This is a genomic window from Janthinobacterium sp. PAMC25594 (genome assembly GCF_019443505.1).
In the GTDB taxonomy this organism is placed as follows: Bacteria; Pseudomonadota; Gammaproteobacteria; order Burkholderiales; family Burkholderiaceae_D; genus Janthinobacterium.
Genome location: NZ_CP080377.1, coordinates 96,867 through 123,420, shown reverse-complemented (window position 1 = coordinate 123,420; position 26,554 = coordinate 96,867). Strand labels below are relative to the sequence as shown.

21 protein-coding genes are annotated in these 26,554 nt (G+C 64.4%); 6 read left to right on the top strand and 15 right to left on the bottom strand.

What is annotated here, in order from left to right:
• Positions 1-133: 133 nt before the first annotated feature.
• Positions 134-2,878, bottom strand: a complete 2,745-nt coding sequence (locus KY494_RS00475; protein WP_258194567.1) for an EAL domain-containing protein — start codon at positions 2,876-2,878, stop codon at positions 134-136.
• Positions 2,879-3,053: 175 nt separating this feature from the next.
• On the opposite strand from KY494_RS00475, the gene KY494_RS00470 reads away from it, so the two are divergent.
• Entirely contained in the window at positions 3,054-4,028 is a 975-nt protein-coding gene (locus KY494_RS00470) for a thymidylate synthase (protein WP_219889446.1), read from the top strand.
• Positions 4,028-5,071, top strand: a complete 1,044-nt coding sequence (locus KY494_RS00465; RefSeq protein ID WP_219889445.1) for an SMI1/KNR4 family protein — start codon at positions 4,028-4,030, stop codon at positions 5,069-5,071. Before KY494_RS00470 ends, KY494_RS00465 begins: the two co-directional genes overlap by 1 nt.
• On the opposite strand, the gene KY494_RS00460 is transcribed toward KY494_RS00465, so the two are convergent.
• The 4 genes from KY494_RS00460 to KY494_RS00445 all read right to left on the bottom strand — a co-directional run bounded on the left by KY494_RS00460 (position 5,068) and on the right by KY494_RS00445 (position 10,828).
• Entirely contained in the window at positions 5,068-7,353 is a 2,286-nt protein-coding gene (locus KY494_RS00460; protein WP_219889444.1) for an outer membrane beta-barrel family protein, read from the bottom strand. The two genes, KY494_RS00465 and KY494_RS00460, sit on opposite strands and share 4 nt — an antisense overlap.
• A gap of 187 nt (positions 7,354-7,540) precedes the next feature.
• Positions 7,541-8,866 (bottom strand): VWA domain-containing protein, encoded by a 1,326-nt coding sequence (locus tag KY494_RS00455; protein WP_219889443.1) that lies wholly within the window; start codon positions 8,864-8,866, stop codon positions 7,541-7,543.
• A gap of 9 nt (positions 8,867-8,875) precedes the next feature.
• Entirely contained in the window at positions 8,876-10,129 is a 1,254-nt protein-coding gene (locus KY494_RS00450; protein WP_219889442.1) for a TerD family protein, read from the bottom strand.
• A gap of 123 nt (positions 10,130-10,252) precedes the next feature.
• Positions 10,253-10,828 carry a TerD family protein gene (locus tag KY494_RS00445; protein WP_219889441.1) on the bottom strand — a complete coding sequence of 192 codons (576 nt, stop codon included), beginning with the start codon at positions 10,826-10,828 and terminating at the stop codon, positions 10,253-10,255.
• Positions 10,829-11,052: 224 nt separating this feature from the next.
• Between KY494_RS00445 and KY494_RS00440 the strand changes: the two genes are divergently transcribed.
• The 4 genes from KY494_RS00440 to KY494_RS00425 all read left to right on the top strand — a co-directional run bounded on the left by KY494_RS00440 (position 11,053) and on the right by KY494_RS00425 (position 16,353).
• Positions 11,053-11,811, top strand: coding sequence for an alpha/beta fold hydrolase (locus KY494_RS00440; RefSeq protein ID WP_258194566.1), 759 nt, complete (start codon positions 11,053-11,055; stop codon positions 11,809-11,811).
• Positions 11,812-11,819: 8 nt separating this feature from the next.
• A complete protein-coding gene (locus KY494_RS00435) occupies positions 11,820-12,305 on the top strand; it encodes a dihydrofolate reductase (protein WP_219889439.1) in 486 nt (161 codons plus the stop codon).
• 238 nt (positions 12,306-12,543) lie between these two features.
• Positions 12,544-14,808 carry an arginine/lysine/ornithine decarboxylase gene (locus tag KY494_RS00430; protein ID WP_071076848.1) on the top strand — a complete coding sequence of 755 codons (2,265 nt, stop codon included), beginning with the start codon at positions 12,544-12,546 and terminating at the stop codon, positions 14,806-14,808.
• 159 nt (positions 14,809-14,967) lie between these two features.
• Positions 14,968-16,353 (top strand): sigma-54 dependent transcriptional regulator, encoded by a 1,386-nt coding sequence (locus tag KY494_RS00425; protein WP_258194564.1) that lies wholly within the window; start codon positions 14,968-14,970, stop codon positions 16,351-16,353.
• Here the strand turns inward: KY494_RS00425 and KY494_RS00420 are convergent.
• From KY494_RS00420 to KY494_RS00375, 10 genes are all read right to left on the bottom strand, one after another.
• Positions 16,313-17,047, bottom strand: a complete 735-nt coding sequence (locus tag KY494_RS00420) for an amidohydrolase family protein (protein WP_258194563.1) — start codon at positions 17,045-17,047, stop codon at positions 16,313-16,315. The genes KY494_RS00425 and KY494_RS00420 overlap by 41 nt on opposite strands.
• A 9-nt stretch (positions 17,048-17,056) precedes the next feature.
• Positions 17,057-17,707 carry a hypothetical protein gene (locus KY494_RS00415; protein WP_219889437.1) on the bottom strand — a complete coding sequence of 217 codons (651 nt, stop codon included), beginning with the start codon at positions 17,705-17,707 and terminating at the stop codon, positions 17,057-17,059.
• Positions 17,708-17,741: 34 nt separating this feature from the next.
• Positions 17,742-18,038: a hypothetical protein gene (locus KY494_RS00410; protein WP_219889436.1), complete on the bottom strand. Its 297-nt coding sequence runs from the start codon at positions 18,036-18,038 to the stop codon at positions 17,742-17,744.
• A 515-nt stretch (positions 18,039-18,553) separates the two neighbouring features.
• Positions 18,554-19,600: an aminotransferase class I/II-fold pyridoxal phosphate-dependent enzyme gene (locus KY494_RS00405; RefSeq protein WP_219889435.1), complete on the bottom strand. Its 1,047-nt coding sequence runs from the start codon at positions 19,598-19,600 to the stop codon at positions 18,554-18,556.
• A 20-nt stretch (positions 19,601-19,620) separates the two neighbouring features.
• Positions 19,621-21,780 carry a hypothetical protein gene (locus KY494_RS00400; protein WP_219889434.1) on the bottom strand — a complete coding sequence of 720 codons (2,160 nt, stop codon included), beginning with the start codon at positions 21,778-21,780 and terminating at the stop codon, positions 19,621-19,623.
• 10 nt (positions 21,781-21,790) lie between these two features.
• Positions 21,791-23,083, bottom strand: coding sequence for a hypothetical protein (locus tag KY494_RS29530; protein WP_375143497.1), 1,293 nt, complete (start codon positions 23,081-23,083; stop codon positions 21,791-21,793).
• A gap of 67 nt (positions 23,084-23,150) precedes the next feature.
• Positions 23,151-23,870 carry a hypothetical protein gene (locus KY494_RS00390; protein ID WP_219136765.1) on the bottom strand — a complete coding sequence of 240 codons (720 nt, stop codon included), beginning with the start codon at positions 23,868-23,870 and terminating at the stop codon, positions 23,151-23,153.
• 63 nt (positions 23,871-23,933) lie between these two features.
• Positions 23,934-24,497, bottom strand: a complete 564-nt coding sequence (locus KY494_RS00385) for a hypothetical protein (RefSeq protein WP_219136766.1) — start codon at positions 24,495-24,497, stop codon at positions 23,934-23,936.
• A gap of 720 nt (positions 24,498-25,217) precedes the next feature.
• Positions 25,218-25,865, bottom strand: a complete 648-nt coding sequence (locus KY494_RS00380) for a hypothetical protein (RefSeq protein WP_219889433.1) — start codon at positions 25,863-25,865, stop codon at positions 25,218-25,220.
• Between the two features lie 2 nt (positions 25,866-25,867).
• Complete coding sequence (locus tag KY494_RS00375; RefSeq protein ID WP_219889432.1) at positions 25,868-26,374, bottom strand: Spy/CpxP family protein refolding chaperone; 507 nt, start codon at positions 26,372-26,374, stop codon at positions 25,868-25,870.
• Positions 26,375-26,554 lie beyond the last annotated feature (180 nt).

The following is a 26,554-nucleotide window of genomic DNA, read 5'->3' as shown; positions in this document are numbered from 1 at the left end:
ACCTCACCCGTCTTGCACTGTTCTTGCCGCCGTGAACTCCAATTCACTGACGGCATGAGCGAAGCATATAATATTTTTTAAAAAAAAGCGAACGTTCGCTCTTTTTATGAAACAGCGTTGTTTTTCTCGCCCATCACGGGGCTGCAGGGGGTATGACGGGGGCTGGAAGCGGTATCAGAAAGCGCTGCTGCATCAGCCCCAGCATCTGTTCGGCCGGCACGGGGCGCGAAATGAAATAGCCCTGCACTTCGTTGCATTGCAGCGCGCGCAGGATGTCGAGCTGCTCGCGCGTCTCCACCCCTTCGGCCACCACGCTCATGCCCAGCGCATGCGCCATCGACAGGATGGCGCGCACGAAGACCTCGCCCTGCTCCGAACGGCCCAGCTCCATGGTGAAGGCGCGGTCGATCTTCAAGCCATCCATGGCGAACTTCTGCAGCTGCGACAGCGAAGAATAGCCGGTGCCGAAATCGTCGACCAGCAGACGCACGCCCAGCGCGCGGATGGCCGACAGCTGCTCCACGGCGCGGTTCTGCTCATCCATCATGGCCGATTCCGTGATTTCCACCTCGATCAGCCGCGCATCGATGCGGTGGCGCGTCAGCGCGGACGCCAGCACCTGGTGCACGTCGCCGCGGCCGAACTGGCGCGCCGAGACGTTGATCGATACGGGCACCAGTTCCAGCCCGCTGGCCTGCCAGCGCGCCATTTGCAGGCAGACCTTCTCGATGACGACCTCGCCCAGCTGCGAAATCAGGCCGCTGCTCTCGGCCACGGGGATGAATTCCAGCGGCGGCACCATGCCATGCTGCGGGTGGTGCCAGCGCACCAGCGCCTCCATGCTGCACAACTGGCCGCTCATGGCGTCGACCCGCGGCTGGTAGACGACGAGGAACTGGTCCTGCTCCAGCGCCGTCACCAGGCTTTGCTCGAGTTCGCGGCGGTTGCGGATGGTTTCGAACAATTCCGGCTGGAAGAAGCGGTGGTGGCCCTTGCCCGCCACTTTCACGGCGTACATGGCGATATCGGCATTCTTCAGCAGCACTTCCGTCTCGGCGCCGTCGCGCGGATACAGGCTGATGCCGATCGAGGCGCCCATCTTGTGGCGTTCGCTGCCCAGGTAAAACGGTTCGTCGAAGGCGATGGCGATGCGCTGCGCCACCTGTTCGGCGCGGCTGTCGTCCTCCACCGGGTCGAGCACGACGACGAATTCGTCGCCGCCCAGGCGCACCACATGGTCGCCCGGCCGCAGCACGGCCTTCAGGCGCAAGGAGGCGGCGCGCAGCACCTTGTCGCCTTCGGCGTGGCCCTGCGTATCGTTGATATCCTTGAAACCATCGAGGTCGATGAACAGCAGCGCCAGCATCTGCCCCGCGATGGCGGCGCGCCCCAGGGCGCCGGGCAGGAATTGCTGCAGCCAGTAGCGGTTGGGCAAGCCCGTCAAGCCGTCTTCATTGGCCAGGCGGCGCAAGTCACGTTCGTGCTCCTTGGCCGTGCTGATGTCTTGCAGCGTGACGGCCAGGCGGTCGCCGCTGCGCACCAGGCGCCGGCGTATCCAGCGCAGCTTGAAAGGGTTGCCCTCTGGCAACTCGATCTCTTCTTCGGAAAAGCCGGACTGCATGGCGGCCCGGTAGTTATGGATCAGATCGCGGAAATACGGCTCATGGGCGCGCGACTGCAGGCGCATGCCCAGCAATTGTTCACGCCGCACGCCGAAGTAGCGGGCGCCCGGCTCGTTGCAGTCGACCATCTCGAAGTCGAGGATGCTGCCATCCGCGCCGCGCAGGGCGGCAATGATGTAAAAGCCGTCGCTCGTGCCTTCGGTGGCCATGCGGTAGGCATTGCGCACGCCTTCGGACTGGTGGTGGCGCCACGCCAGGCGCAGCGACAGCACCGTGGCGACGGCGGCAAAGGCCAGCAGCAGCACGGTGACGGCCAGCGCGATGCCGATATATATGGTGCGCGTTTCTTCGTAGGGGTGCAGCATTTCGCCGTCCGACAGGCCGACCACAGCCGTAAACGGATAGGCTTTCAGCGCCTGCCAGCCTACATAACGGCTTTGCTTGTCGGAAAAAGCGATCCTGCCGCCAGAATGCATGGCGCCGCTCTCCGTTTCCAGGAAGCTGGTGTCGAGAAACGGCGTGCCTTCACCGTTCTGTGTCGGCAACACGCGCGCACCGAGGCGCGTGCTGAATAGCTCGCCCTCCTCGCCCACCATGGCGGACATGCCGAACTTGCCAAAATTGACACTGTTATAGAATTCGGAAAAATAGCTGGAATGAATGGAAATGAGCAGCACGCCGTCAAAATTGCCATCCTCGTCTTCCAGCCGGCGCGTGAAATGCACGAGGCTTTCGTCGGTGCCGGGCACCGTGGCCTCGCTGGCGGCAATGGCCTTCCCCAGCGCGATGCGCAGCGCGCTGGAATTGCTGCGCCAGTGGCGCAGCAGGAAATCGCTGCGCTCGTTGACGCGCAGCTGCTGCAGCGGCGCCGTGGCCGTCACGGGGTGGCCCTTGCGATCGAGGATGGCGACGATGGCAAATTGCGGCAAGGCATACATGCCCTGCGTCTTCAATTGATCGAGGCGCAGCTGGCCGCGCGAATTTTCCCACTCATACTTGAGCTGCAAGGTCAGCTGATCCATCTGTTCCAGCGTGCGCAGCAGATACTGGCCATACGCTTTCGACAGGGAAGACACGCTGTCGAGCGCCTGCTGCTGCGCCACCTTCTTTTCCGCCTCCAGCTGCAGCAAGGTGGCCGTCCACAGTACCGCGCACAAGACCAGCCCCAGCAAGGGCCAGGCCAGGATCAGGCGCAGGTTAGCCTTGAGAAAGTCGGCCCTGCTCATCTCCACCACGGCGGCGTTATTACTATTCACAAATTGTCGCAAGAACATGGTGCAGCATCTGCCGTTTCTGTGTATTTCTTGAAGGACACACAAATTACCACAGAGTCATGTTTGCAGGGGAAACGGCAGCGCATTTATGTGTGCGGACGGCAGCCCGCCTGTCGCGCCTGCGTTACAATCACCATCCTTACCGTTGGAGAAATACATGCAGCAATATCAAGATTTGATCAAGACCGTGCTCGAAACGGGCAGCTGGCAAGACAACCGCACGGGCATCCGCACCCTGAGCGTGCCGGGCGCCATGATGCGTTTCGACTTGGCCAACGGCAACTTCCCTGCCGTGACGACCAAGAAACTGGCTTTCAAATCCGTGATCGGCGAATTGTGCGCCTTTTTGCGCGCCTCGCGCAACGCGGCCGAGTTCCGCGCGCTGGGCTGCAAGGTATGGGACCAGAACGCCAATGAAAACGCGCAATGGCTGGCCAATCCCTACCGCGAAGGCGAGGATGACCTGGGCCCCGTGTACGGCGTGCAATGGCGCCAGTGGCCCGCGTATAAACTGCTGGCCGCCGACCAGCCCGCGCAAATTGCCGACGCGCAAGCGAACGGTTTTACCTTGATCGCCCCCCTCGTCGAGGATGGCGTGCAAAAAGTGCTGCTGTACAAGGCCGTCGACCAGTTGCGCGAGTGCCTCGATACCATCATGACGAACCCGGGCAGCCGGCGCATCCTGTTCCACGGCTGGAACCCGGCCGTGCTGGACGCCGTCACCCTGCCCGCCTGCCACTTGCTGTACCAGTTCATCCCGAACGCCAGCACGCGCGAAATCTCGCTGTGTTTATATGTGCGCAGCAACGATATCGGCCTGGGCACGCCGTTCAACATCGCCGAAGGCGCCGCCCTGCTGCACCTGGTGGCGCGCCTGACCGGCTACACGCCGCGCTGGTTCACGTATTTCATCGGCGACGCGCACATCTATGAAAACCACCTCGACATGGTGGAAGAACAATTGAAGCGCACGCCGTTCCCGGCGCCCCGTTTCGTCATTTCCGAGCGCGTGCCCGACTACGCGAAGACGGGCAAGTACGAGCCGGAATGGCTGGAAAAGATCGAGCCGTCGGATTTCTCGCTGGAAGGCTATGAACACCATGCGCCCATCAAGGCGGCAATGGCCGTCTGATGGCGGTCGCACCGCTGGCCGCCCTGCACCGCAAGCTGTTTGACGAAACGGATGGCAGCAAGTTCGCCCGGCTGAAAGAGCGGCTGCTGAAAAAGCATGCGCCCGACGACCGGCTGGCCGTGCTCGATATCCTGACGGCGTATGCGCGCGATGGACAACTGCTGCACTGGCGCAGCTTTTTGATGGCGGATATCGTGCACCTGGTGGAAGGCCGTCAACATGCGGCCTTTTTCGCCTGGGCACTGGAGCAGCCCACACTGGCGTACTGGGGCGTCGATGGCTTGCTGAAAAGTACAGGCGTGGAGGCGTATGCGCCACTGGTGGCGCTGGCAGCGTCCGGCGCCACGCGCCTGGAAGTGCGCGCCAAGGCGATCAAGAGCCTGGCCGTGTTCAGCCGCCAGCCGTTTGACCAGGGCTTGCCGTCCGATCCCGGCCACTGGAAGGCAGAGCAGCTGCGGCTCAATGCCGTGCTGGCCTGGCAAGCGGACGGCTATCCTGACGGTGCCGGCTACAAGGCGCCCGTCACGCATGAGACGCTGACCCGGCCGCTGTCGCGCCTGGAAATGGCCGCCACCTTCCTGGAGCGAAAACTGGCGCTGCGGCGCCAGCGCGAACAGGACCTGGCGCAACCGTCGAACTGGCTGACGCTCGCCAGCGCCGCGGACATGGCCGAGATCGACGCGCACTGGGTCTTGCCGGAAATCTACCGCCGCTTCCTGGAATGGTATTCGCCGCTGCGCGTGCATGTCGACGGCAAGCGCTTCCCCCAGGGCCTGCACCTGTACGGCGCGGCCGAGCTGGTCAAGGCCCAGCACGGCTACTCCGTCCATGCCGTGAGCCTTCGCAAAATCGCGGCCTGGCCGCCGAAGCTGGTGGTGATAGCCGATGCGGGCGGCGACCCGTACTGCGTGGACCTGGAAGAAAGAAGCATCGACGGCGACTTGCCCGTGTACCGCGCCGAACATGGCACGGGCGGATGGCGCTTCGAGCTCCATACGGACGATTTCATCTACTTCCTGCACGAGATCGCGCTGGCGGCCTAGCCTGCTTCGCCTCCCGGCCCACCCGGGCCGGGACCGCCAGGGCCACCCGGCCCCCGTCCGCCCGGCGGACCGAAACGCGGTTCGCGCTCGCCCTCTTTCGCCGCCGACGTGGCACCGCCCAGGCGGTACGACAGCCCCACATAAATCATCCGTCCATCAAAGCGCCGCGTGCTCGTCTCGCGCAGGGAAGCGCTGTTGATGACGGTTTCCATCTTGTTGCTGCTGAACACATCGGTCACGTTCATGACCAGGCTCAGCTGCGGCGTCACCGTATGGCGCCAGCTCATATTCAAGGTATTGTTCGGCGAGCGATAACCCTGCCCCGACAGCATCTTGCCCTGCATTTGCAGGGCCAGCTGCAGCTGATTCGCCGCATCGAACTGGTAATTCAGGCGCGCGCGGCCGCTCAGGGCATTCGCCGTGCGCGTGCTGCGGTTGCCCAGGTCGTCGGAACTGGTCTGCTGGCTGCGCGCCAGGTTGCCGCTCGTGTTCAGGGTCAGCGATGGCGTCAGCTTGCCGCTGACGCTGAACTCCAGGCCGCTCGAATGGCTGCCTGCGCCGTTTTCGCGCGTGGTCAGCAGCACATTGTCGCTGATAAAGTAACGGTAATCGACGATGGCATCCGTGTCGCGCCGGTGGTAGGCGCGCAAGCTGCTTTCCAGGCCAAACAATTTGGTTTCATAGCCGATCTCGAATGAATCCGTCTGCGTGGGTTTCAGCTTCGGATTGCCGGCCGACACATTGAACTCGTCGCGGTAGATTACGTACGGGTTCAGGTCGCCCGCGCTGGGGCGACGCAGGCGGTGCGCATAGCTGAAGCGCAAATTGCTCTCGTCGCTGACTTTATACGTGGCGAACAGGCTGGGGATGTAGTTGACGTAGTTGTTGCCGGCCTCGACGCCGCCCGTGATCTGGCGCACGTTCAAGTCCGTATATTCGGCACGCAAGCCGGCCAGCGCGCCCCAGCGCTCGGTCAGGCGCATCTGGTAGGAGCCGTACAGCGCGATGGTGCGCTCGTCGAGCTCGAAACGGTTGCTGCGCATGGGGTTGATGGTCTCCGCCAGGTTGGCCGGGTTGATGTCTGTATATAAAGTATCGAAACTGCTCTTGTTATCGGCCACCTTGTAGCCCAGCTTGGCCGTGCCGCCCGCCAGCGGACGCTCATAGTCGCCGCTGAAGTCGACAATGCGGTTGCCCGTCTCGCTGTGCTGGCGCGCGCGGCTATCGAAGGCGTTCAAGGGCTTCACCGCGTAGGTATTGACGTAATCGCTGTCGCTCTCGTTGGTCGAGGATGACACGCGCAGGTCGATTTTGAGGGTTTCGCCCGGCAACTCGCCCTTGTGGTCGTAGCGCGCACCCCAGCTGTAATTGCGGCTGTCGCCATTGCGCACGGTACTGCGCACATAGTCGCCGATGGTGCTACCCGTGCTGTCGCCATTGATGTAGCGGTCGAGCGAACGCTGGTCGTTGCTGCGCCCGTTATACGACACGCTGGCGGCCAGGGTGTCGTTGGTGTTCAGGTTGTAATTCACCGTACCGTGCAAACCCAGCGAGTCGTTCAAGCCATTGCTGGTGGACTGCTGGCTGCTGGCGGCGAAGGCGTCTGTGCCACGCTCCAGGCGCTCGCGGCTGACCTCGCCAACGGAATTGCGGCCGTCATGGCGCACATTGATGCCGCCCTGGTAGCCCCACGGCCCTTCGTTGTAGCTGCCGGAGACGGAACTGTTGTAGCGTCCGGCGATGCCCGCATTCGCGTTGACGGTGGCAAAGCCGCCCGGCTTGCGGTTGCGCCGCATCACCAGGTTCAGGATCGGGCCGCCACCGGCTTCGTTGCCGAACTGGGCACCGGGATTGTTGATCACTTCCACCGATTCGATATCGTCGGCCGCCATGGCGTTCAGGGTGGCGCCGCGCGCATCGCCCTGCAGCATGGCCGACGGCTTGCCATCGATCAATATCTGCACATTGCTGCTGCCGCGCAAGGACACGGAACCGTCGGGATCGACGGCCACCGATGGCACATTGTTGAGCGCATCGGCCGCCGTGCCGTTGCTGCTGCCCACATCGGATTTGACGTCGTAGACTTGCCGGTCGATGCGGCCCGTGGGACGTTCGGCCGTCACGCTGACGGAAGGCGTAGACTCGGCGACGGGCGCCTTGGCCGACACTGGTGCTGCTGCGGGCTTGACGACGGCGTCGCCGGTGCCGGTTTGCGCCTGGACAGCGGCGCCCGAGACGAGCAGGCTGCCGCCCGCCAGACAGTGAAAGAGGATTTTATGCATTTGCTTAAAAAAATAATCGAGACGCTACGGATGAGGCACTACGCCGCGGCGTGAGGGCACATGTGGGGGCACAGCTCAAGCATGCCACGACTCCATTGCGCAAAGCAAATGCGAACCATTGTTATTTACTTCAATTTACAAATCTCTTCCACTTGTGGTCGTACAGCCTCATCCGATGACCTTTACGCTACCTCAGCAAGCCATTGCTACGCGCCAGTTTCAGCCAGCCCGGATATTCCGTCATCAGCAGATCGTACAGCTCCGCATCGCTGTGCTCGTCGGGCGAGCTGACGGAAAAGTAATTGGCATTGTCGACCAGGCGTCCCTGCAACTCGTCGAGCTTTTCCAGGAAGGGAAAATCCGAATCGGCAAAGGCGGCGAGGAACTTGCTTTTCGACTTGCGCCCCTTGCCGATACCCATGAATTGCCAGAAGATGGGTTCATTGCTGGCCCAGCGCAATTGCTTCTCCGTTGTCGCCTGGTCGCTGGTGCCGCCGTCGGTGACGAACATCACGTACACGGGCAGCTCGGCCGCGACGGGCCGCGTGCGCTCGCCGCCGGCCTTGTCCGGGAAATAAAACGCGCGGATCGCCTGCATGGCGGCGCCATAGCGCGTGTCGCCTTCCAGCGGATGGCGCTGTATGGCCTGGCCCACGTAGGTATTGCAGTTACTCAAGGCCATCGGCGCCGGATGGTGGACGTTCTTGCCAAACAGAAAAACGTCGATCTCGCCATCGTCGTCGAACTTGCAGCCCAAGGCCAGGATGCGCTCGGCAAAGCGCTGTACCAGCCCCTCCTTATATAGCCGTCCCATGGAGCCGGAAATATCGAGGCACAGACACACCTTGGCGCGGTGGTCAAGCAGGCCCACTTTTTGCAGCGACACGCCCGCCTGCTTGACCAGGCTGACCAGCTGCGGCGCCTCGCGTTCAACCCGCTTTTCCAGGTTGATCTTCGCTTGCTGAATTGCCGAAGCCGCCGCAGGAGCGACTTGGTCGACTTCGCCGCCGAAATGGCGCACCAGCGCATCGAGGCCGCCATTGAAACCCTGGCCCACGGCCATGCAGCGCCAGCCGCCATCCTTGCGGTAAATTTCAGCCAGCATGACGGCTTTTTCCTGTGCGAAATCACTGCCCGCGAACGCGAAGCGGGCCAGCTCGCGCCCGCCCGCCCGCAGGCGCACGTGGCCAGATTGCAGCTGCGACATCACGCCGCCGCCATCGATGGACGCCGTCACGACGAGGCGGTCTATGCCGGCCGGCAAGCGCGCCAGCTGCAAGGCAAATTCAGCCGTGTCGCCAGCGCTGCCGGCACGCGCTTCCACGCCGCCGCACGGCGTGCGCGGCTGGTTGAAAAAGGTCATGTAGCGCTCGTCGGACAATTTGCCCGCCGCATCGAGACCGAAACAGGCCACGTCGAGCGCCAGGCCCTGCGCGGCGACGCCGATTTCCAGCACGCCGTCGGGAACGAGATTGGCCAGCGGCAAGCGCTGACCCTTGGACAAGGTTTCCATCAGTGCCTCCTAGGCGATATAGCGGCGCGGATTGTCCGCATTGCAATCATCTTCATCTTCCTTGTCCTCGCCCTTGAAGACGACGGGACCATTGAAGGCCAACTGCAGGTTCTCGCCCTGCCAGCTCAGCCACGGCGTCGCTTCGCTGCCGGGCTCCGACGTCTTGCCGGACGGTTCCAGGATGATGCTGTCGGGCGTGATGCGCGCCATGCCGATCACATAGGTGTAGACGGTATCGTCGTCGGCCGCCTTGGACAGGCGGAAGTCGAAGTCGCACTCGACGATCTGCTGGCCGTATTGCATGACCATCTTCGGGCGCATGGACGCGACCGATACGGCGCCATTGGCCAGCGCCGAATACACGCTGAAGACGAGGCCCACCGTGCCCCCGTAGTGTTGCGCCAGCGCGGGATTGACTTCCACCGTTTCCGTGGCCGGCTCCTTGCCCGATGCGCCAGCCACGTCGCCCAGGTGGCGCACATACGGCATGACGTCGAAGCTGCCTGCCGTGTCCGGCGCCTGGATGAAGCGCATCTGGCCATTCGGCAAGAGGATGCCGACTCTTAAATCGAGATCGTCGTTATCGTCGTCGCCATCGCCGTTATCGACCCAGGTGGCCTTGACGGTGAGTTTTGTCGGCGCGCCCGCGCCCTTTTCCAGCGACACCTTGTGCGTCTGGCCCGCCTTGGTCAGCGAAATTTTCGACAGGGAAATTTTTGATGGCGGCGCCGGTTCCGCGACCGCCTGCGCCACTACACCGCCAAAATGCGCGACCAGCGCGTCCAGGCCGCCATTGAAACCCTGGCCCACGGCCATGAAGCGCCAGCCGCCGTCTTTGCGGTAGAACTCGCCCAGCATGACGGCTTTTTCTTGCGCAAAATCAGTACCCGCATACGCGTAGCGGGCCAGTTCGCGCCCGCCGTCGAGCAGGCGCAGGTAGCCGCTGGCCAGCTGCGCCATGCTGGCCGCCCCATCGATGGCGGCCGTGACGACGAGGCGTTCGATGGAGGCAGGCAAACGCTCCAGCTGGTAGCTGAAACCGGCCGCATCGCCGGACGGCGCCGAGGTTTCCACGCCGCCGCACGGCGTGCGCGGCTGATTAAAAAAGGTCATGTAGCGGTCGTCGGACAATTTACCCGCCGCATCGAGGCCGAAACAGGCAAAGTCCAGCGCCACGCCCGCGCTGGCGAGCCCCAGTTGCACGACATTGCCCGTGACGAGGCCGGACAGCGCCAGGCGCTGCCCCTTGATCAGGTTTTCCATGGGATTATGTATTCAGGTGTGGGAGCTTCGGACAACGGCTCAGGGCAAGGCGCGTCGTCCGAAGACAGTACGAATAGTACGGCGAGGCGGCGCAACGCCGCCATGGGCTGTTTTCCGGAGCTCTTAAGCGTTAATGCCGAAGGAACGTGCCAGAGGGCCCAGGCCGCCCTTGAAACCCTGGCCGATAGCCTTGAATTTCCATTCGCTGCCGGCGCGGTAGATTTCGCCGAAGATCATGGCCGCTTCCGTCGAGCCGTCTTCCGACAGGTCATAGCGGGCGATTTCCGCGCCGTTGTCGCAGTTCAGGCAGCGGATGTAGGCCTTGCCGACCATGCCGAAGTTTTGCTTGCGGTTTTCCGCGTCGTGGATGGTCACGGCGATGGCGATCTTGTCGATGTCGGCCGGCACGTTGGCCAGGTCGACGGCAATTTTCTCGTCGTCGCCATCGCCGCCACCGGTCGTGTTGTCGCCCGCGTGGACGATGGAGCCGTCAACCGACTTCAGGTTATTATAAAAAATGAAATCGGCATCGGAACGGGCCTTGCCATCCGTTTTCAGCAGGAAGGCGCTGCCGTCCAGATCGAATGCGGCGCCATCGGTGGCGCGCGGGTCCCAGCCCAGGCCAATCACGATTTTATTCAAGCCGGGAGCTTCCTTGCTCAGGTTGACATTGCCGCCTTTTTGCAAACTGATCGCCATGGTAATTCCTCTTTAGTAATGAGTGGGTTGCATTCGGTGTTTCAGGTCACGTCGCCGGCACCCCGGCTTGATGAGCCATGAGCCTACCATAAAGTTCCTGCTTGTCAGCCGCGCACTATTGAAAATAATGCCATGCGGAAAATACCGTACGGCTGTCCCGATGCGCAAAATGACGGATAATGCCGCTCGACAAAAATTTTCACCATCCTGTACCAGGCTTGTCCTTGAAAAATACAACGATACGACTCGACTGCATCCCCGGCACCCTGTGCGATGAACGCCTGTGGTCGCGCCTGGCCCCAGCCCTGGGTGACGCCTTTCATCTGCAGCACGTGCCCCTGCACCAGGCGCGCACGCGCGCGCAGATGCAATCGATGATCGCCAGCCACAGCGCTTCGCAAGCCCACCTGGTGGGCTTTTCGCTGGGCGCCTACCTGGCGCTCGAACACGCGCTGGCGTACCCGCAGCGTGTGAAATCCCTCACTTTGATCGCCAATTCGGCCCAAGGTTTGCCGCCGGCTGAAATTAGCGCGCGCCAGCGCATCGTCGCCATGCTTGAGCGCAATGCCTACGCGGGCATCACGCGCCAGCGCCTGCGCGAACTGCTGCATCCCGCGCACCTGCAGGACGCGGCCATCGCGGGCCTGATCCAGCAGATGGGGTTGGACCTGGGCAAGGAGGTGCTGCTGGCGCAATTTCTCACCACAATCGATCGCCCCGACCTGATGGCGCGCTTGCCGGAACTCGATTTTCCCGTGCTGATCGTGGGCGCCGAAGACGACAAGCTCGTCCATCCCGACGACCTGCGCGCCATGGCAGCCCGCCTGCCGCAGGCTACCCTGCACTTACTAAAAGACAACACCGGCCACATGATTCCGCTGGAAGCACCAAGCGAGCTGGCCGACGCCATGCGTGCGCATCTGGAGGCGTCCGGCAATTTCAACGATAATGACGGGCATCGGGCCATGCCCCAACTACTTTGACAGAAGCAATGAGCCATTTGACCATCATCGTCGCCACCGACCAGCAAGGCGGCATCGGCATCAACAATACCTTGCCTTGGAAACTGCCGGAAGACCTCGCGCACTTCAAGCGTTTGACGACGGGCCACCCCATCCTCATGGGCCGCAAGACCTTCGATTCCATCGGCCGGCCGCTGCCGAACCGCCGCAACATCGTCATTACGCGCAATGCCGACTGGCGCCATGAGGGCGTGGAAGCGGTATCGTCGGTACAAGCGGCCATCGCCCTGTTCGATGGCGCGCAAGGCTATGTCATCGGCGGCGCGGAAATCTACCAGCAGTCACTGGCCCTGGCGCAGCGTTTGATCATCACGGAAATCGGCCAGACGTTTGACTGCGACGCGTTTTTCCCCGCCGTGGATCATGCCGTGTGGCAAGAAACCGCGCGCGAAGCGCATGTCTCGGAGAAATCCGGCCTGCCGTACGCCTTTGTCACGCTGGAACGCAAAGCCTGATAAGGTGATAGAGATAGTCAGAATGTTGCTGTAATACCCCTGTCACACCGTTGCGTCACGCTAGCGCATGCTGGTGACGCTTTGCTACGATATTTTTTTCCCGCAGACGCCGCATTTCTGCGAGAATCCCGTTCTTATTTTTTTTCTGCGGCTGCCGGGTTGTACTACCGCCTGACCGTCGCGCCCTAGTCCGCCCCTCCACATAAGTCAGGGGCGGCTTGCTTTTTTGGAGACATGCATGAAATTTCGTTTCCCCATCGTCATCATTGACGAGGATTTCCGTTCTGAAAATACGTCCGGCCTGGGCATTCGCGCCCTTGCCGCCGCAATGGAAAAAGAAGGCATGGAAGTGCTGGGCGTGACCAGCTACGGCGATTTGTCGCAATTTGCCCAACAACAATCGCGCGCATCGGCCTTCGTGCTGTCGATCGACGATGAAGAGTTCGGTGCCGGCTCCGTCGAGGAAACCGACCACGCCTTGAAATCGTTGCGCGCCTTCGTCGAAGAAATCCGCTACAAGAACGCCGATATCCCGATTTATCTGTACGGCGAAACGCGCACCTCGCGCCACATTCCGAACGATATCCTGCGCGAACTGCATGGTTTCATCCACATGTTCGAAGATACGCCGGAATTCGTCGCGCGCCACATCATCCGCGAAGCGAAATCCTACCTCGATGGCCTGTCGCCGCCGTTCTTCCGCGCGCTGGTGCACTACGCCAACGACGGCTCCTACTCGTGGCACTGCCCCGGCCACTCGGGCGGCGTGGCATTCCTCAAGTCGCCGATCGGCCAGATGTTCCACCAGTTCTTCGGTGAAAACATGCTGCGCGCCGACGTCTGCAACGCCGTCGAGGAACTGGGCCAGCTGCTCGACCATACGGGCCCGGTCGCCGCGTCCGAGCGCAATGCGGCGCGCATCTTCAATGCCGACCATTGCTATTTTGTCACCAATGGTACGTCCACCTCGAACAAGATGGTGTGGCACTCGACCGTGGCGCCGGGCGACATCGTCGTCGTCGACCGCAACTGCCACAAGTCGATCTTGCATTCGATCATCATGTGCGGCGCGATTCCCGTGTTCCTGATGCCGACGCGCAATCACCTGGGCATCATCGGCCCCATCCCGCTGCATGAATTCACGCCGGAAAGCATTGCCCGCAAGATCGAGGCGAACCCGTTCGCGCGCGAAGCGAAGAACAAGAAGCCGCGCATTCTGACCATCACGCAATCGACCTACGATGGCGTGATTTACAACGTGGAAACCCTGCGCGAAATGCTCGATGGCAAGATCGACACCCTGCACTTCGATGAAGCATGGCTGCCGCACGCCACCTTCCACGATTTCTACAAGAATATGCACGCCATCGGCAAGGACCGTCCACGGGCCAAGGAATCGATGATTTTCTCGACCCAGTCCACGCACAAATTGCTCGCTGGCCTGTCGCAGGCCTCGCAAATCCTCGTGCGCGAATCGGATACGGTCAAGCTGGACCAGGATGCCTTCAACGAGGCTTACCTGATGCACACCTCGACCTCGCCGCAGTATTCCATCATCGCCTCGTGCGACGTGGCCGCGGCCATGATGGAAGCGCCGGGCGGCACGGCCCTGGTGGAAGAATCGATCATGGAAGCGCTCGATTTCCGCCGCGCCATGAAGAAGATCGACCAGGAATGGGGCCAGGACTGGTGGTTCCAGGTGTGGGGTCCGGACAGCTTCAACGACGAAGGCATGGGCCAGCAGGAAGACTGGATGATACGCGCCGAGGACGACTGGCACGGCTTCGGCGACCTCGCTCCCGGCTTCAACATGCTCGACCCGATCAAGGCGACCATCGTCAACCCGGGCCTGTCGCTGGACGGCCAGTTCGGCGAGACGGGCATCCCCGCGTCCATCGTCACCAAATACCTGGCCGAGCACGGCGTCATCATTGAAAAATGCGGCCTGTACTCGTTCTTCATCATGTTTACCATCGGCATCACCAAGGGCCGCTGGAACACCTTGCTGACCGCGTTGCAGCAGTTCAAGGACGACTACGACAAGAACCAGCCGATGTGGCGCATCCTGCCGGAATTTGCGGCCGCCAACCCGCGCTACGAAAAAATGGGCTTGCGCGACCTGTGCCAGCAAATCCACGATTTCTACAAGGCCTATGATGTGGCGCGCTTGACGACGGAAATGTATTTGTCGGACATGATCCCCGCCATGAAGCCGTCGGACGCGTTCGCCAAGATGGCGCACCGCGAGATCGAGCGCGTGGCCATCGACGAACTGGAAGGCCGCATCACGTCCATCCTGCTGACGCCGTATCCACCGGGCATCCCGCTCTTGATCCCGGGCGAGCGATTCAACAAGACCATCGTCGACTACCTGCGCTTCGCGCGCGACTTCAACGAGCGCTTCCCCGGCTTCGAGACGGATGTGCATGGTCTCGTGAAACGCGAAGTCGATGGCAAGCGCGGCTATTTTGTTGACTGTGTGAAACTGGACGAGAACATCTAAAGACGTCGTCGTTCCATAAACTACGGTCATGAACGCCGCCTGATGCAGATCAGGCGGCGTTTTTCATTCTGGACCTCCCGCGCACGCTTGCGCCAGATCAAACGGCTGGGGTATCGGGCTTCTAAGATGGGCGACTCGTGCCCTCGTGATGGCTGGCATATGACGCTCAAGGTGTGGCTGGAAATCGTGCAGCAGGCGGCGGCTGGCAGTGGCGCCTTGCTGATGGCGGCTTTGAAGCAGGCTCAGGTAACTGTAGCCCGGCGGCACGATGGCGAGGAGGGAGCGGGCATCGTGCTGTTTGCCGAGGCTGATGCCGCGCTGCTGCAAGCGCTGCCGGCGCTGTGCCGGCACGCCTCCGTGCTGGCCATTGCCGCCTGCGGCCGCTTCCCCAGCTGCGCGCAACAGCGCGCCCTGATGGCGGCAGGCGCGCTCGATGTGCTGCTGTGGCCGGCCGGCAGCGTCGATGCGGCGCAGGTGCTGGCGCGCCTGCAGCGCTGGCAGGCCGTGGCGCAGCTGCTCGCGTCCAACGCCGTGCGCCAGCACCTGGTGGGCGACAGCGCGGCCTGGACCGCCTTGCTGCACCAGGTGGTGGAAATGGCCGCCTTCAGCCAGGCTTCGATGCTGATCACGGGCGAAACGGGCACGGGCAAGGATTTATTGGCGCAACTGGTCCACCGCCTCGGCAACTGCCGCGGCGACTTCACCATCCTCGACTGCACCACCCTGTCACCGGAACTGGCTGGCAGCGAACTGTTCGGCCATGAACGGGGCGCGTTTACGGGGGCGTCCGGTGCACGCGACGGCGCTTTCGCCCTCGCCGATGGCGGCGTGCTGTTTCTCGACGAAGTGGGCGAACTGCCGCTGCCCCTGCAGGCGCAGCTGCTGCGCGCCATCCAGGAACGCAAATACAAGCGCGTAGGCGGCAATACCTGGCAACCCACACAATTCAGGCTCGTGTGCGCCACCAACCGCGAACTGGAAGACGAAGTGGCGCGCGGCGCCTTTCGCGCCGACCTGTATTACCGTATCGCCGGCTGGCGTTGCCAGACCCCGCCCCTGCGCGAACGCCAGGACGATATCCTGCCTCTGGCCCGGCATTTCCTAGCCGAACTGGGACAGCGCCCTGCGCCACCGCTGGACGCCGCCGTGCGCGAATACCTGCTGCTGCGCGACTATCCGGGCAATGTGCGCGAACTGCGCCAGACCGTCACGCGCATCTGGCACCGCCATTGCGGCCCCGGCCCCATCACCATCGGCGCCCTGCCGCCCGAAGAACGGCTGCTGGCGCCGCTCTGGCCCGACCAGCATTTCGAGGCGGCCGTGCGGCGCGCCCTGGCGCAGGGCTGCAAGCTGTCGCACATCACGCGCTGCGCCACCGACATGGCCATCCGCCTGGTGCTGGCTGAGGAACACGGCAACAACCAGCGTGCCGCCGCCCGCCTGGGCGTGACGGACCGCGCCCTGCAGATACGCCGCAAGGCGGCCGCCTGCGCGACAAGCAGCCTCACGCCAGCCCCGCCAGCCGCAAAAAATTGCCACCCATAATCAACGACGCATCCAGCGGCGGCAAGCCCAGCAGCTCAATCTTGTGCAATTCCAGCCCCGGATGCAGCCAGGGGCCATCCGAGCCGAACAAGACCTTGTGCGGCCCCGCGCGGCGCACGGCCTGCTGCAGCAAGTCGAAACGACGCACGCCGGAACTGTCCGTGTAAATGTTCGCGTGACGAACCAGGTGGTCGATCAGCGCCAGCTGCGCCGCCCAGTCGTCGCCGAAGCTGCCCAGGTGGGGCAGGATGAAGTTGACGTCGGGATACTGCTGCGCCAGCAGTTCGGCCACGGCCACTTCACCGGCGGGGTCGTACAGCACGGGCAAGCCGAAGAAGCGCGCCGCGTCGCACAGTTCGCCGCTGATGCGCGCGTCGAGCCGATGCGCCTTGATGCCGACAAAGCCGTAACGCTCGACGGCAGTGCGCAGCAAGTCCATGATGCGGCCCCGGTCGCGCCGCGCATGCACGAAGGCAAAGCCATAAAAACGCTGCGGATCGGAGGCGACCAGGCGCGCCACGCCATGGTTGGCGATCGCATAATCGGAGTGAAAGGTGGCGAACAACACGCTGCGGGCGATGCCGGCCGCCCGGGCGCGGCGCACATAAGCAGCTAGCGGCGCATCGCTGTCCCACGGCCCGTTCAAGCCGTCGCCCGGTCCGGCGTGGCAGTGACTATCGATGACCAGCGCCATGGCCGCCTCTCAGTTCCAGTCGCCCATGACGACGATGCGGTTGCCGCGCCGGCGCCAGCGCCCGCTTTCCTCTTCCTGTTGCGGCGCAGGCGAGCGGAACTGCGGCAATTGCTGGTGCAAGGCCCGCGTCAGCGCGCTTTCCACGGCGCGCGCACTGCCATCGCCGTCGGCCGCCAGGCGCGCCGCCTGCCCCGCGATGCGCACGAAGCGGCGCGCCATCTCCAGTTCGCGGTCGGCCGGCGCCTCGGCTGCCATTTCCAGCTCCAGCGCATCGCTGGCCGCGCGCCCCAGGGCCGAGCCGAGCGCCGTGCCCACGCCCGGTATCGGGATCATCGAACCGAGCGCGCCGCCGACAAAGGGCAAGGCCGTCTTGGCCACGGCCTTCAAGGCGCCGCCCAGGGGCTTGGCCACCTTGGCGATGCTCGATCCCACCTTCTTGACGCCCTTCCACACGCTCTTGAAGACATTGCCGAGAAACTGCTCCAGCTCCTCCTCGCTGGCCACTTCCAGCAATTCCATGGCCAGCTGCAATTCCTCCTCTTCGCCGAAGATGGCCGGCGCCGTATCCTTGCCGGGCCAGTCGTGGCCGAATTCCAGCACGTCAAACGCGGCGCCGGCTCGCTGCCGGCATTGCGCGCATGCGCATTCGAGTTGGTGCATGATGCTCTCCTTCGCAATGATCAAGGTGCTATCGTCAGCTCCACATTTCACCGAGCACGGCCAGTTCCAGTTCGCGTCGCTGGTTGGTCAGCACGCCGCGTTGGTTGGCGAACATGTCGTCGTGGATGCGCTGCTCGATGCGGCGCCGCTGCGCCGCCGAGGACAGGGGCGCCACGTACACCTGGTGCCCGCTCAGGTCGACGCCCATCATCTGGCCGCACAGCCGGTGCTGCAGCAAACGCCGGTGCAGATCGTCCGTCTGGCCGCTGTAGGCGCGGCGCCGCCCGCCCGCATCGAACTCGATCACATACAGGCCCGCCCCCCCGGCCATTCGGGTCGCGCAAGGCATTGGCGAGCGTGCCCAGCGCCAGGTAATTGAGGGCGGCCGCTTCCGGCACCCGGCCCATGGTGCCGGCCAGGGTTGGCGGGATTTCACCCTGCATCTGGCCATCGTCCTGCGCCTGGTCTGGTCCCTGGTCCTGGCCCTGATCCGCATCCGGCTGCTGCTGGTCGCCAAACGCGGGCTCGGCCACAGGATAGGGCGCCGGATAAATCGTCGGATAGATGGCCGGATAGCCGCCCCAGCCCCGGTAACGCGGCGGCAGGTAGGGCAAGGGCGGCGGCGCGGGGCGCGGGAACCGACGCGCCGGATTCGCCTGGTAGCGTGGCGGCATGGGGCGGCGCGGGCCGCGCAGCGGTGGCCGCGCGCGCACGGCGCCGCCGCCATAGCGCCCGCTGCCGGGGCGCCAGCGCTCGCCTTCCCATTCGGACTCGGATTCCCCCTCCTGCGCCCACTCCTGCTCGTATTCAGCTGCCGCTCCCGCTTGCCCCGTAAAGGGCAGCATTTCAAACGCTTCGTTCATATCGCCTCCTGATGTGATGTTCAAGCAAATCCATCGCCTGCTCCAGTTGCCCGGGCGTCTGGTCGGCCCGCAGCAGAAAAGTCAGCGCGCCGGGACCCTCCCCCGCTTGCGCCAGCGCCAGCACGCCCGCTGCGCGCAAGGCCGGCTGCAAATGGGCGCGCCCTGGCAGGCGCTGCACGGGGAAGCTGCCGCCCCGACAAGCGATGCCGGCGGCCGCCATCCCCGCCCTCCATTGCGCCACCCGGTCCGCCAGCCTGGCGCGCAGGGTGTCGCCATGCTGCGCATTGAGCGCCAGCGCGCGCCGCGCCGCCGCCAGCACGGCGGCCGAAGGCGGACTGGCATGCACGCGCGTCTGGCTGTGCGCTTCGAAGCGCCGCAGCAGGGCGCCGCTGCCCGCCAGCACGGCCAGCGGCACGCCGAAACCCTTGGCCAGCGAGGCGCCGACGATCAAATGACCGCCCGCCTTGTCGTGAGCGCCCTGCAAGCCGTGCAGCCGTGCCGAGCCGCCACCGGAGGCGCCCATCACGCCCAGCACCTGCGTGTCGTCCAGCAGCAGATAACCGCCCCCCTGGCGCGCCAGGGCCGCATAGCCGGCCAGCGGCAAGACCTGCTCGCTGCCCGGCACATAGCCGTCGGCCAGTATCAAGGGACGCCGCCCCTGCCTGCCCCAGGCCGCCACCAGGCGCCGCAGCGCCGCCATCTCGCCGCTGGGAAACACTTGCTGCGGCAAGCCCAGCGCCTGCGCGTGCTCGGCGCCCCAGCGCGCGATGGCGTAGCTGCCGCCATCGACGAGGATCACCAGCCGCTCGGCAGCCAGCATGCCGAACAGGTCCCAGAACAAATGCAGGGTCGACGGCAGCACGCAGGCCGCTTCGCAGCCTTGCAGCGCCGCCAGGTCCGCTGCCAGCGCTGGCGCGCCCGGCGGCTCGCGCAGCGCCGCCGGCTGGCCCAGGGTCAGGCTGCTCCATGGCGCCAGCTGGGCCGCCGGATGGCGCATGCCCAGGTACAGGGCACTGGTAAAGTCGAACATGCACGCGCCCCGCTCCCGCCCTAGACGCTGCGCAGCTGCTGGCTCAGGCGCTGGCGCAACAGCACCGAGGGCATCGTCGATTCGATCGCCGGGTCGCTGCTGTCGACGGACAAATCCACCCCCGTGGCGGCGCGGTAGCCGTGGATGTAGCCTTGCACTTGCGGGCGCCAGAAACGGGCCCAGTTGAAGGCCTGGGTGGGCTCATAGATGTCGCTCCAGTTGCCGTAGCGCACGGAGAGCAGCAATTGCTCGCCAAAGATGGCCAGGTTACGGAAATGCATCACGCTCGTATCCGTCCAGCCCTGCAGTTTCTTCATGGCATCGACCCGGTCCATCCACGGTTCCGGATACGCCACCATCACGCGCGTGGGCAAAAATTCGCGGAACTCGGGGCGCGCCAGCATCCATTGCTGCATCAGCATTTCGATGCGCGCCGTCGACGGCAAGTCGCCAAACTGGTTGTGCGCGCCCTGCGACAGGATCAGGTGGATTTCCTTCAAGGCATTCAGCACGGGGAAGGCGTCCGCCTTGACGGTGGTGTCGTCGTCCTGCTTGTAGAACGAGGTGAGCAGGCGCAGCAAATGGTGGAACGCTTCGAGGAATTTCGAGCGGCTGTCGGCTGGCCGGAAGTGCTGTACCGCCTTGCCATCGAGACGCACGCCGTAATGGTGGTCGTACTCGTAATTGCGGCGCACCACGGTCAGCCGGTGCTGCTCATCTTGTGTGTATCCCCACAGCAAGTTGTTCAGCGGACGCAGCATGTCGATTTCCGTGTTCGACAGGGGATCGAGGCCGGCGCCGGGCGCGCGCAGGTTCTGGAAGCGCTGCGTGATGGCATTCATGGTTTGCACCAGCATGCCTTCTTCATGCCAGTACGACCAGATCAGTTCCAGCAGGCAAGGATTAGCCAGCTTTTCCTGGATGATGCCAAAGCACAGGTCCACCTCGCCCTCCTGGCCGCGCGGGATGCTGATGGGGATGTCGGGCAGCTTGCGGCGGATCACGGCCAGGTAGGGCAAGGTCTGGAAGCCGTCGATATTTTCCAGGTAATCGTTGCGCAGCACGGTTTCCAGGTCGCGCCCCTGAGGGATGTCGCGCCGGTCCAGGTAGGCGTTGTCCTCGGCCGGATTGAAGGCCAGCGGCTGGTTCAGCACGCCGCAATTGACCATCACGAACGCTTCCGTCGCCACTTTCAGCACGCGGTAGGAATCGGAATCGGAAAACGGCAGCGCGCGGCGCTGCTTGAGCTGCTGGAACATGTCGGCCTTCTTGACGAAGCGTTCCTGTTTGAAGCCGCGTACATTGGCCAGATCGCCGCAAAACAGGCTGTCCATGAAATGCAGGTAATTCGTAAACGACATCGCTTCGGTGCTGTTGCGTATCAAGGTCCACAGCGGCAAGTCTTCCGTCGGCTCCGTCTCCGTGCGCGTCAGCGACACGCCCACATTGCCGGAAATGGGCTGCGGCTGGCGCTCTTCCGTCTCGTAGTCCGCATCCACGGCCAGCATGGCGTTCGGGCTGAGGCCCTCGGGCACGGGCAAGGCGTTGCGCAGTTCGGGCCGCTGCGACAGCATCATCTGCGCCGCGAAGCGGTGCATGCCGGCGCGCCGCACGGGTGTGGAAAACGCGTTCGGCGTGCCGCGCAGGGGCACCCACGGCGAGGCGGCCAGCACCTGCACCAGGTCGCGTCCATCGGCGCTTTGATCGCCGTCAAACGCGACGCTGGCTACGGCGCGGTCGCCCACCCTGCCGAAATTGCAATCGCTGGGATGGCAGTCGGGCGTCTCAAACGCCAGCGCCACCTGCGGATTGAGCTGGGGCTTGAAGCACAGCACGGCGCTGCAGCCGGCCTGCACCGTCACGCACTGGGGCGCGGTGGTGGGGAAATTGCCATACACCCCCACGTAGCTGCCCGTCGCCAGGTCGGCAAACACGGTGCAGCCACGGCCATCCGTCCAGCGCACGCCCACCAGCATGGCGGGATCGGCTACCCAGGTGACGGGATTGAAATTATGGCAATCCGCATCAAGCCCCCGGTACAGGCTGATGGCGGCATTGACGACCATGGCCCCGCTGTCCTGCTCGTGTACGGTGACCGCGATGCTGCCGCCGCGATGTATCGGGCCAGCCTGGCCAGTCTGGCCAGTCCCCCTGTTTTTGCTGCTGATCTTGCTGCTCATGTCATTCTCCTCAATGGATAATCAAACGGGATGCCAGGGGCGGCAGCGGCCTGCCGGACTGGCGGCCGTGCCGCACGACATCGGCGCACAGCTCCGACGTGTCCAGGGTGCTGCGCAGGGCCCAGTGGGTCAGCAGGCGTCCCAGCAGCTCGCTTTCGTCTTCCGGACTCAGGCTGCCGCTGGCGCGCGCCTGGCCCAGCACGGCGAACACCAGGGTCGGCGTGGCCTCGTACATCTGCGCCGGCGCCAGGGTCCAGCTGCGAAACAGCCGCGCCAGCATGGCCGGCTGGCGCATGTGCACGGCCATGGCTTCGACCAGCGAGCCGCCGCGCAAGGCCGGCGGCCGGTGCTGCACCAGCAAGCCCACCAGGGCCGCCATGCTGGCCTGCAACTGTTCCAGCAGTCGCCGCTGCCCCAGGGGCAGGCCCGTCAGCGGGTAGTACGACAGCCACAGCTGCTCCAGCCGGCTCCATTGCGGATGCGGATACAAGGCCCGTCCCATGGCGCAGCTCAGGCGCACCCGCAGCCATGGCACCGGGTGGGGATCATCGATATTGAGACGGAAGACAAACACGCGCGGCAGGCTGACCACGCCGATCAGGCCCAGGGTAGCGGCCACGCCGACCCGCGCCAGCGACCAGAAATCGGCCACGATTTCGGAAATCCACCGCTCCCACAACTGCCACACGTGCACCAGGCCGCTGCCACCATGCTGCATGGCTTGCAGCATGGGCCGCAGCGATGCCACCAGGTCCAGCAGCGCCGCGCCCTGGTGGCCCACCTCGTGCACCAGCGACGAGGCGATGCTGCTGCCGATCATGCGTTCGCGCGGCAAACGGATGATGGCCACGGGATTGTCGCCGCCGCCCGGCAGGCGCGTACGTGCGCGGCGGATGGCGGCGCCCGGCCCCCGGTCCAGGTAGCAGATCACGGGCGGCGCCTGGTACACATTGCCGGGCAGCGCCAGCGCGTCGGCGGCGACGATGTCGAGGCCGGCCAGCCACACGCCCGTCTTGTGCTCGCTGCGCTGCGTGATGACTTCGTTGAACAGGTCGAACTGGGTCAGCGCGGCGTTGAATTTCAGGCGCAGGAAGGTAAAGCGGCGCTGCGCCTCGGCGGCGGTGGCCATGCTGGCGCCATCGGCGGCTTCGCGCCGCAGCCAGGCCTGGAACTGGGCCACCATGCGCCGCAATTCGCGCCGGCCCTGCACCAGCTGGCTTTCGATGGCCGACTGGGCGCTGGGCATCAGGGCGGCCGCCAGCACCGTCGGCTCGATCAGCGCGAACGGCTCCAGCCGCGCCAGCCGCGTCAGCAGCGAGCGCGCCTCCTGCGCCAGCATCCAGGCAGCGTAAGCGCCGATGGCCATGATGTCAGACGCCGTACAGAACGATTTTATGGCCCTGGCGCGCCCAGCGCCCGCTGGCCGGGCGCATGCCGGCCTGGCTGCGCGCGGCGCCCGGCGCCTGGCCGCCCGCGCCGCTGCCGTTCTGCGTGGCGACCTGGCCGCCGGGGCGGCCCAGCAGGCCGGGCGCGAACTGGCGCGCCGCCGCGCTGGCCGCCGCCTGGGCGATGGCGCGCGGATCGCCATTGCCGCGCGCTTGCGCGGCGCGGTTGACGGTGTCGGCGGCCAGGCGCACGAACTGCTTGGCGCCCTCGAATTCGCGGTCCTCGTTCGACGACGCTTCCGCTTCCAGCCCCAGCGCGCTGCCGGCCGCCGAAGCGAGGCCGCTGCCGATCTTGGCCCCCAGCGGACCGCCGAAATAGCCGCCGATGGCGCCGCCTGCCAGGGGAATCGCCTTCTTCGCCACGCCCTTGAGCACGCCGCCGATGGCTTGTCCCACGGGCGACTTGATGATGCCGCCCGCCACGGAGGCGGCCTTGCGCAGGAAATTGCCGAGAAACTGTTCCAGCTCGGCTTCATTACTCACCGACAACAGTTCATTCGCCAGTTCCATCTCCTCGGCCTCGGAAAACATGGCGTTCGAGCCGCCCTCGCCGCTCCACTCGCCCTGGCCAAACTCGAACTGCTCCGCTTCAAAACCGGACATCTCCTGCCCGTATTCCAGGGTCGTACGATCTATGTCATGCATGATGAGCTCCTCAAAGTTAACACCTCAGTTCGGATTACCTTGCCGGACAGCCTGGCCATCCGGCTAACAATCGAGCACGACGATATGCCCGCCCTCGCGGCGCCAGCGGCCAGCGTCCCGTCCCGGCGTTTGCGCCGCCTGCCTGAGCAAGCCTGGCGCCACGCTGCGCGCCACCTGCAGCAGGGCAGTTTCCACCCGCGCCCTGGGCGCGCGCGCGTCCATGCCGTCACGCGCCAGTTCCGTATTGACGGCATCGATCAGATGCACGACCTGGCGTGCCAGTTCGAATTCCTTGTCTTCCGGGCTCAATCCTTCCAGTTCCATGCCGAAGATGCCCGCAGCGCGCCGCTTGAGCGCCTGCGGCGAACCACCATGCAGTGGCAGCAGGGGCGCCACCACCTTGCCCAGCAGCTGGCGCAGCGGCCCTTCCAGCGGCGTGCCGCGCACTTGCCTGCCCGCCACGGTGGCGCCCAGCTGACGCGCCAGGAAAGCATCGAACTGGGCCGGCCCCTGCAATTCCAGCAAGTGTGCCGCCAGGACCAGCTCATCTTCCTGCTGCAAGGACGGCATGGCTGGCGCGTCAGGCAATTCCATTTCGGGACGATAGGCGAGCAGGCGGCTGGTCATGGCAGACTCCGGTGAAAGACGGGCGTATGGCCCATGCCTCCCTGACGCAAGGGCCATGCCAGCCATCTGTGGGGAAAGGACGCGGGGGAAGAACGGCATGGCACGGCGAACGGCGTTTCGCCGATAGCGTAAAAACCATCGTTTCCGGCGAAGCGAGTTTCGTTGTCAAGATGAGCTTTGGAACAAGCTTAACGGGCAGGAATGATTACGCCGCCAGCGAATCAGACGGCCACCAAGGCCGTGCGGGGCGAAACGGCGAGTGTTGTATGTGACCTGGGGCAGTTCGACACGCATGAGCGCCAGAAGGAGCGGCGTGGCCGGCAGCCAGCTGGCCGAGGTGTTCCCGAATATCGGCAACTTCAGCCGGCGCGACCGGGGTTTCATGACAGTAAATTAACCGTTCACGGCGATGCTCAGGGTGGCAACATAACCCTGGGTGGCATTGCCCGTCGATGCTGAGCGGCACGCCCGCCGCCGCCATGCGTGTTCGTGCCATCGGCCGGATATGGCCCGCCCGTTTCCTCGGGAATCACCGCTCAGGCGCCAGCCCCATCATTTCGAGGTCGGATGCCAGAGCGTGATCATGTAAGTCCATATATATTCCATCAAGAGAGGCAAGCCCGCCAAGGCGGGACTCAGGCTGGCGCACAGGAACAGGACGTGTGTGGCCCGTGGCGAAAGCGTCTTCCTGGCGGCCAGGGCGAGCTTGCGTTCCATGGTTCAGGCCGTTGTATTGACCAGGTTGCCGCTGGATGGCAGGCTGGCGCTGCTGCTGGAAGCGCCCAGGCTGCCCGATAGCGCCTGCAAAAAGCTGCTCAGCTTGGTGCTGCTGTCGCCGCTGGCGCTGGTGCTGGCGCTGCCGCCCAGGGCAGTGATCAGGCTGGAGAAGCTTGACTGCAAGTCCGAAACGCTGCTGTTGTCGCTGCCCGTGCCGGACGACAGGGTCTGGATCAGGCTTTGCAAGTCCGATTTGATATTGCCGTGGCCCCGTGCCCGCCCGCCGCCGCCGCCGCCCTTGTCACCGTCCTTGTCACCATCCTTGTCTGCGCCGGCGCTGGCGCCCGCGCCGCCCTGGGCGTGCAAGCTGCCCATCAGCTGGTGCAGGAACGCGCCCAATGCCTGGCCGGCATCGCTGCCGCTGGCGGTGCTGGTGTCGGCGCCAGTGCTGTCGGACGACGCCGTGTCGGGCACCGTCACCCCGATCGACGACAGGGCGCTGGAAACGGCATCGAGAAAGCCGTTATCGTCCTGCCTGGGCGGCCGCGCGCCGCCCACGCTGTCGGTACTGCCGGTATTGCTGCCGCTGATGCGGTTGAAAGCGCTCAGCTGGGTAGCCGCGCTGCTGGAACTCAAGGCACTGATGCTCATGGTCACTCTCCTGTGGGTAATTGGGGACGGCGCGGGCCGGGGCGGCTGTCGCCCCGCTGCCGCGCCTGCTGGCGCTGCTCCGGCGTCAGCACGGCCAGCAATTGCTGCTCCAGCCGCGCATGCAGCAAGCTGATCTTCGCCATGGCTTGCGCCGCCGTGTTTGCCAGCGTGCTGGCCTGCGCATCGTCGTAGGCGCTGGACCCGGCCAGCTCGCGCAGTTGCGCATGGGCCTTGAAGGCGATCTTTTCCTGTTCTCGCAGCAAGGGCGCCTGCGCGTAGGTGGCGGTGAAAACCTTGTCCTGCTGCGCTTCGCTCAGCTCGATGCCGTGCAGGAACGGTGGCAAGCCTGGCGCGCCGGGTCCGGCACCGTGGCCCAGGCCGGGCGGCGGCCCCGGCATGGCGCGCGCTGGCGGGCCGTCCGGCGCAGATTCCTGCTGGGCGAGTGCCAGCAGCGGCATGCTGCAAGCGGACAGCAGCAGCAGGGATACGGCGATACTCAGGTGTTTCATCGGCTTTCCTTTCGTGGCGATCAGCCTTGATTGTCGGCGTCTGACGTGTAAAGCAACGTTAGGCTGGCGTAAAAGCATGTAAAGAAAGATGCATGAATGTAAGCAGACGTATGTAAAAGCGGGTAAAACGGCCCTGAACCGCCCCTGTTGACTGCTATCATCGGGCGATATTCACCCGAA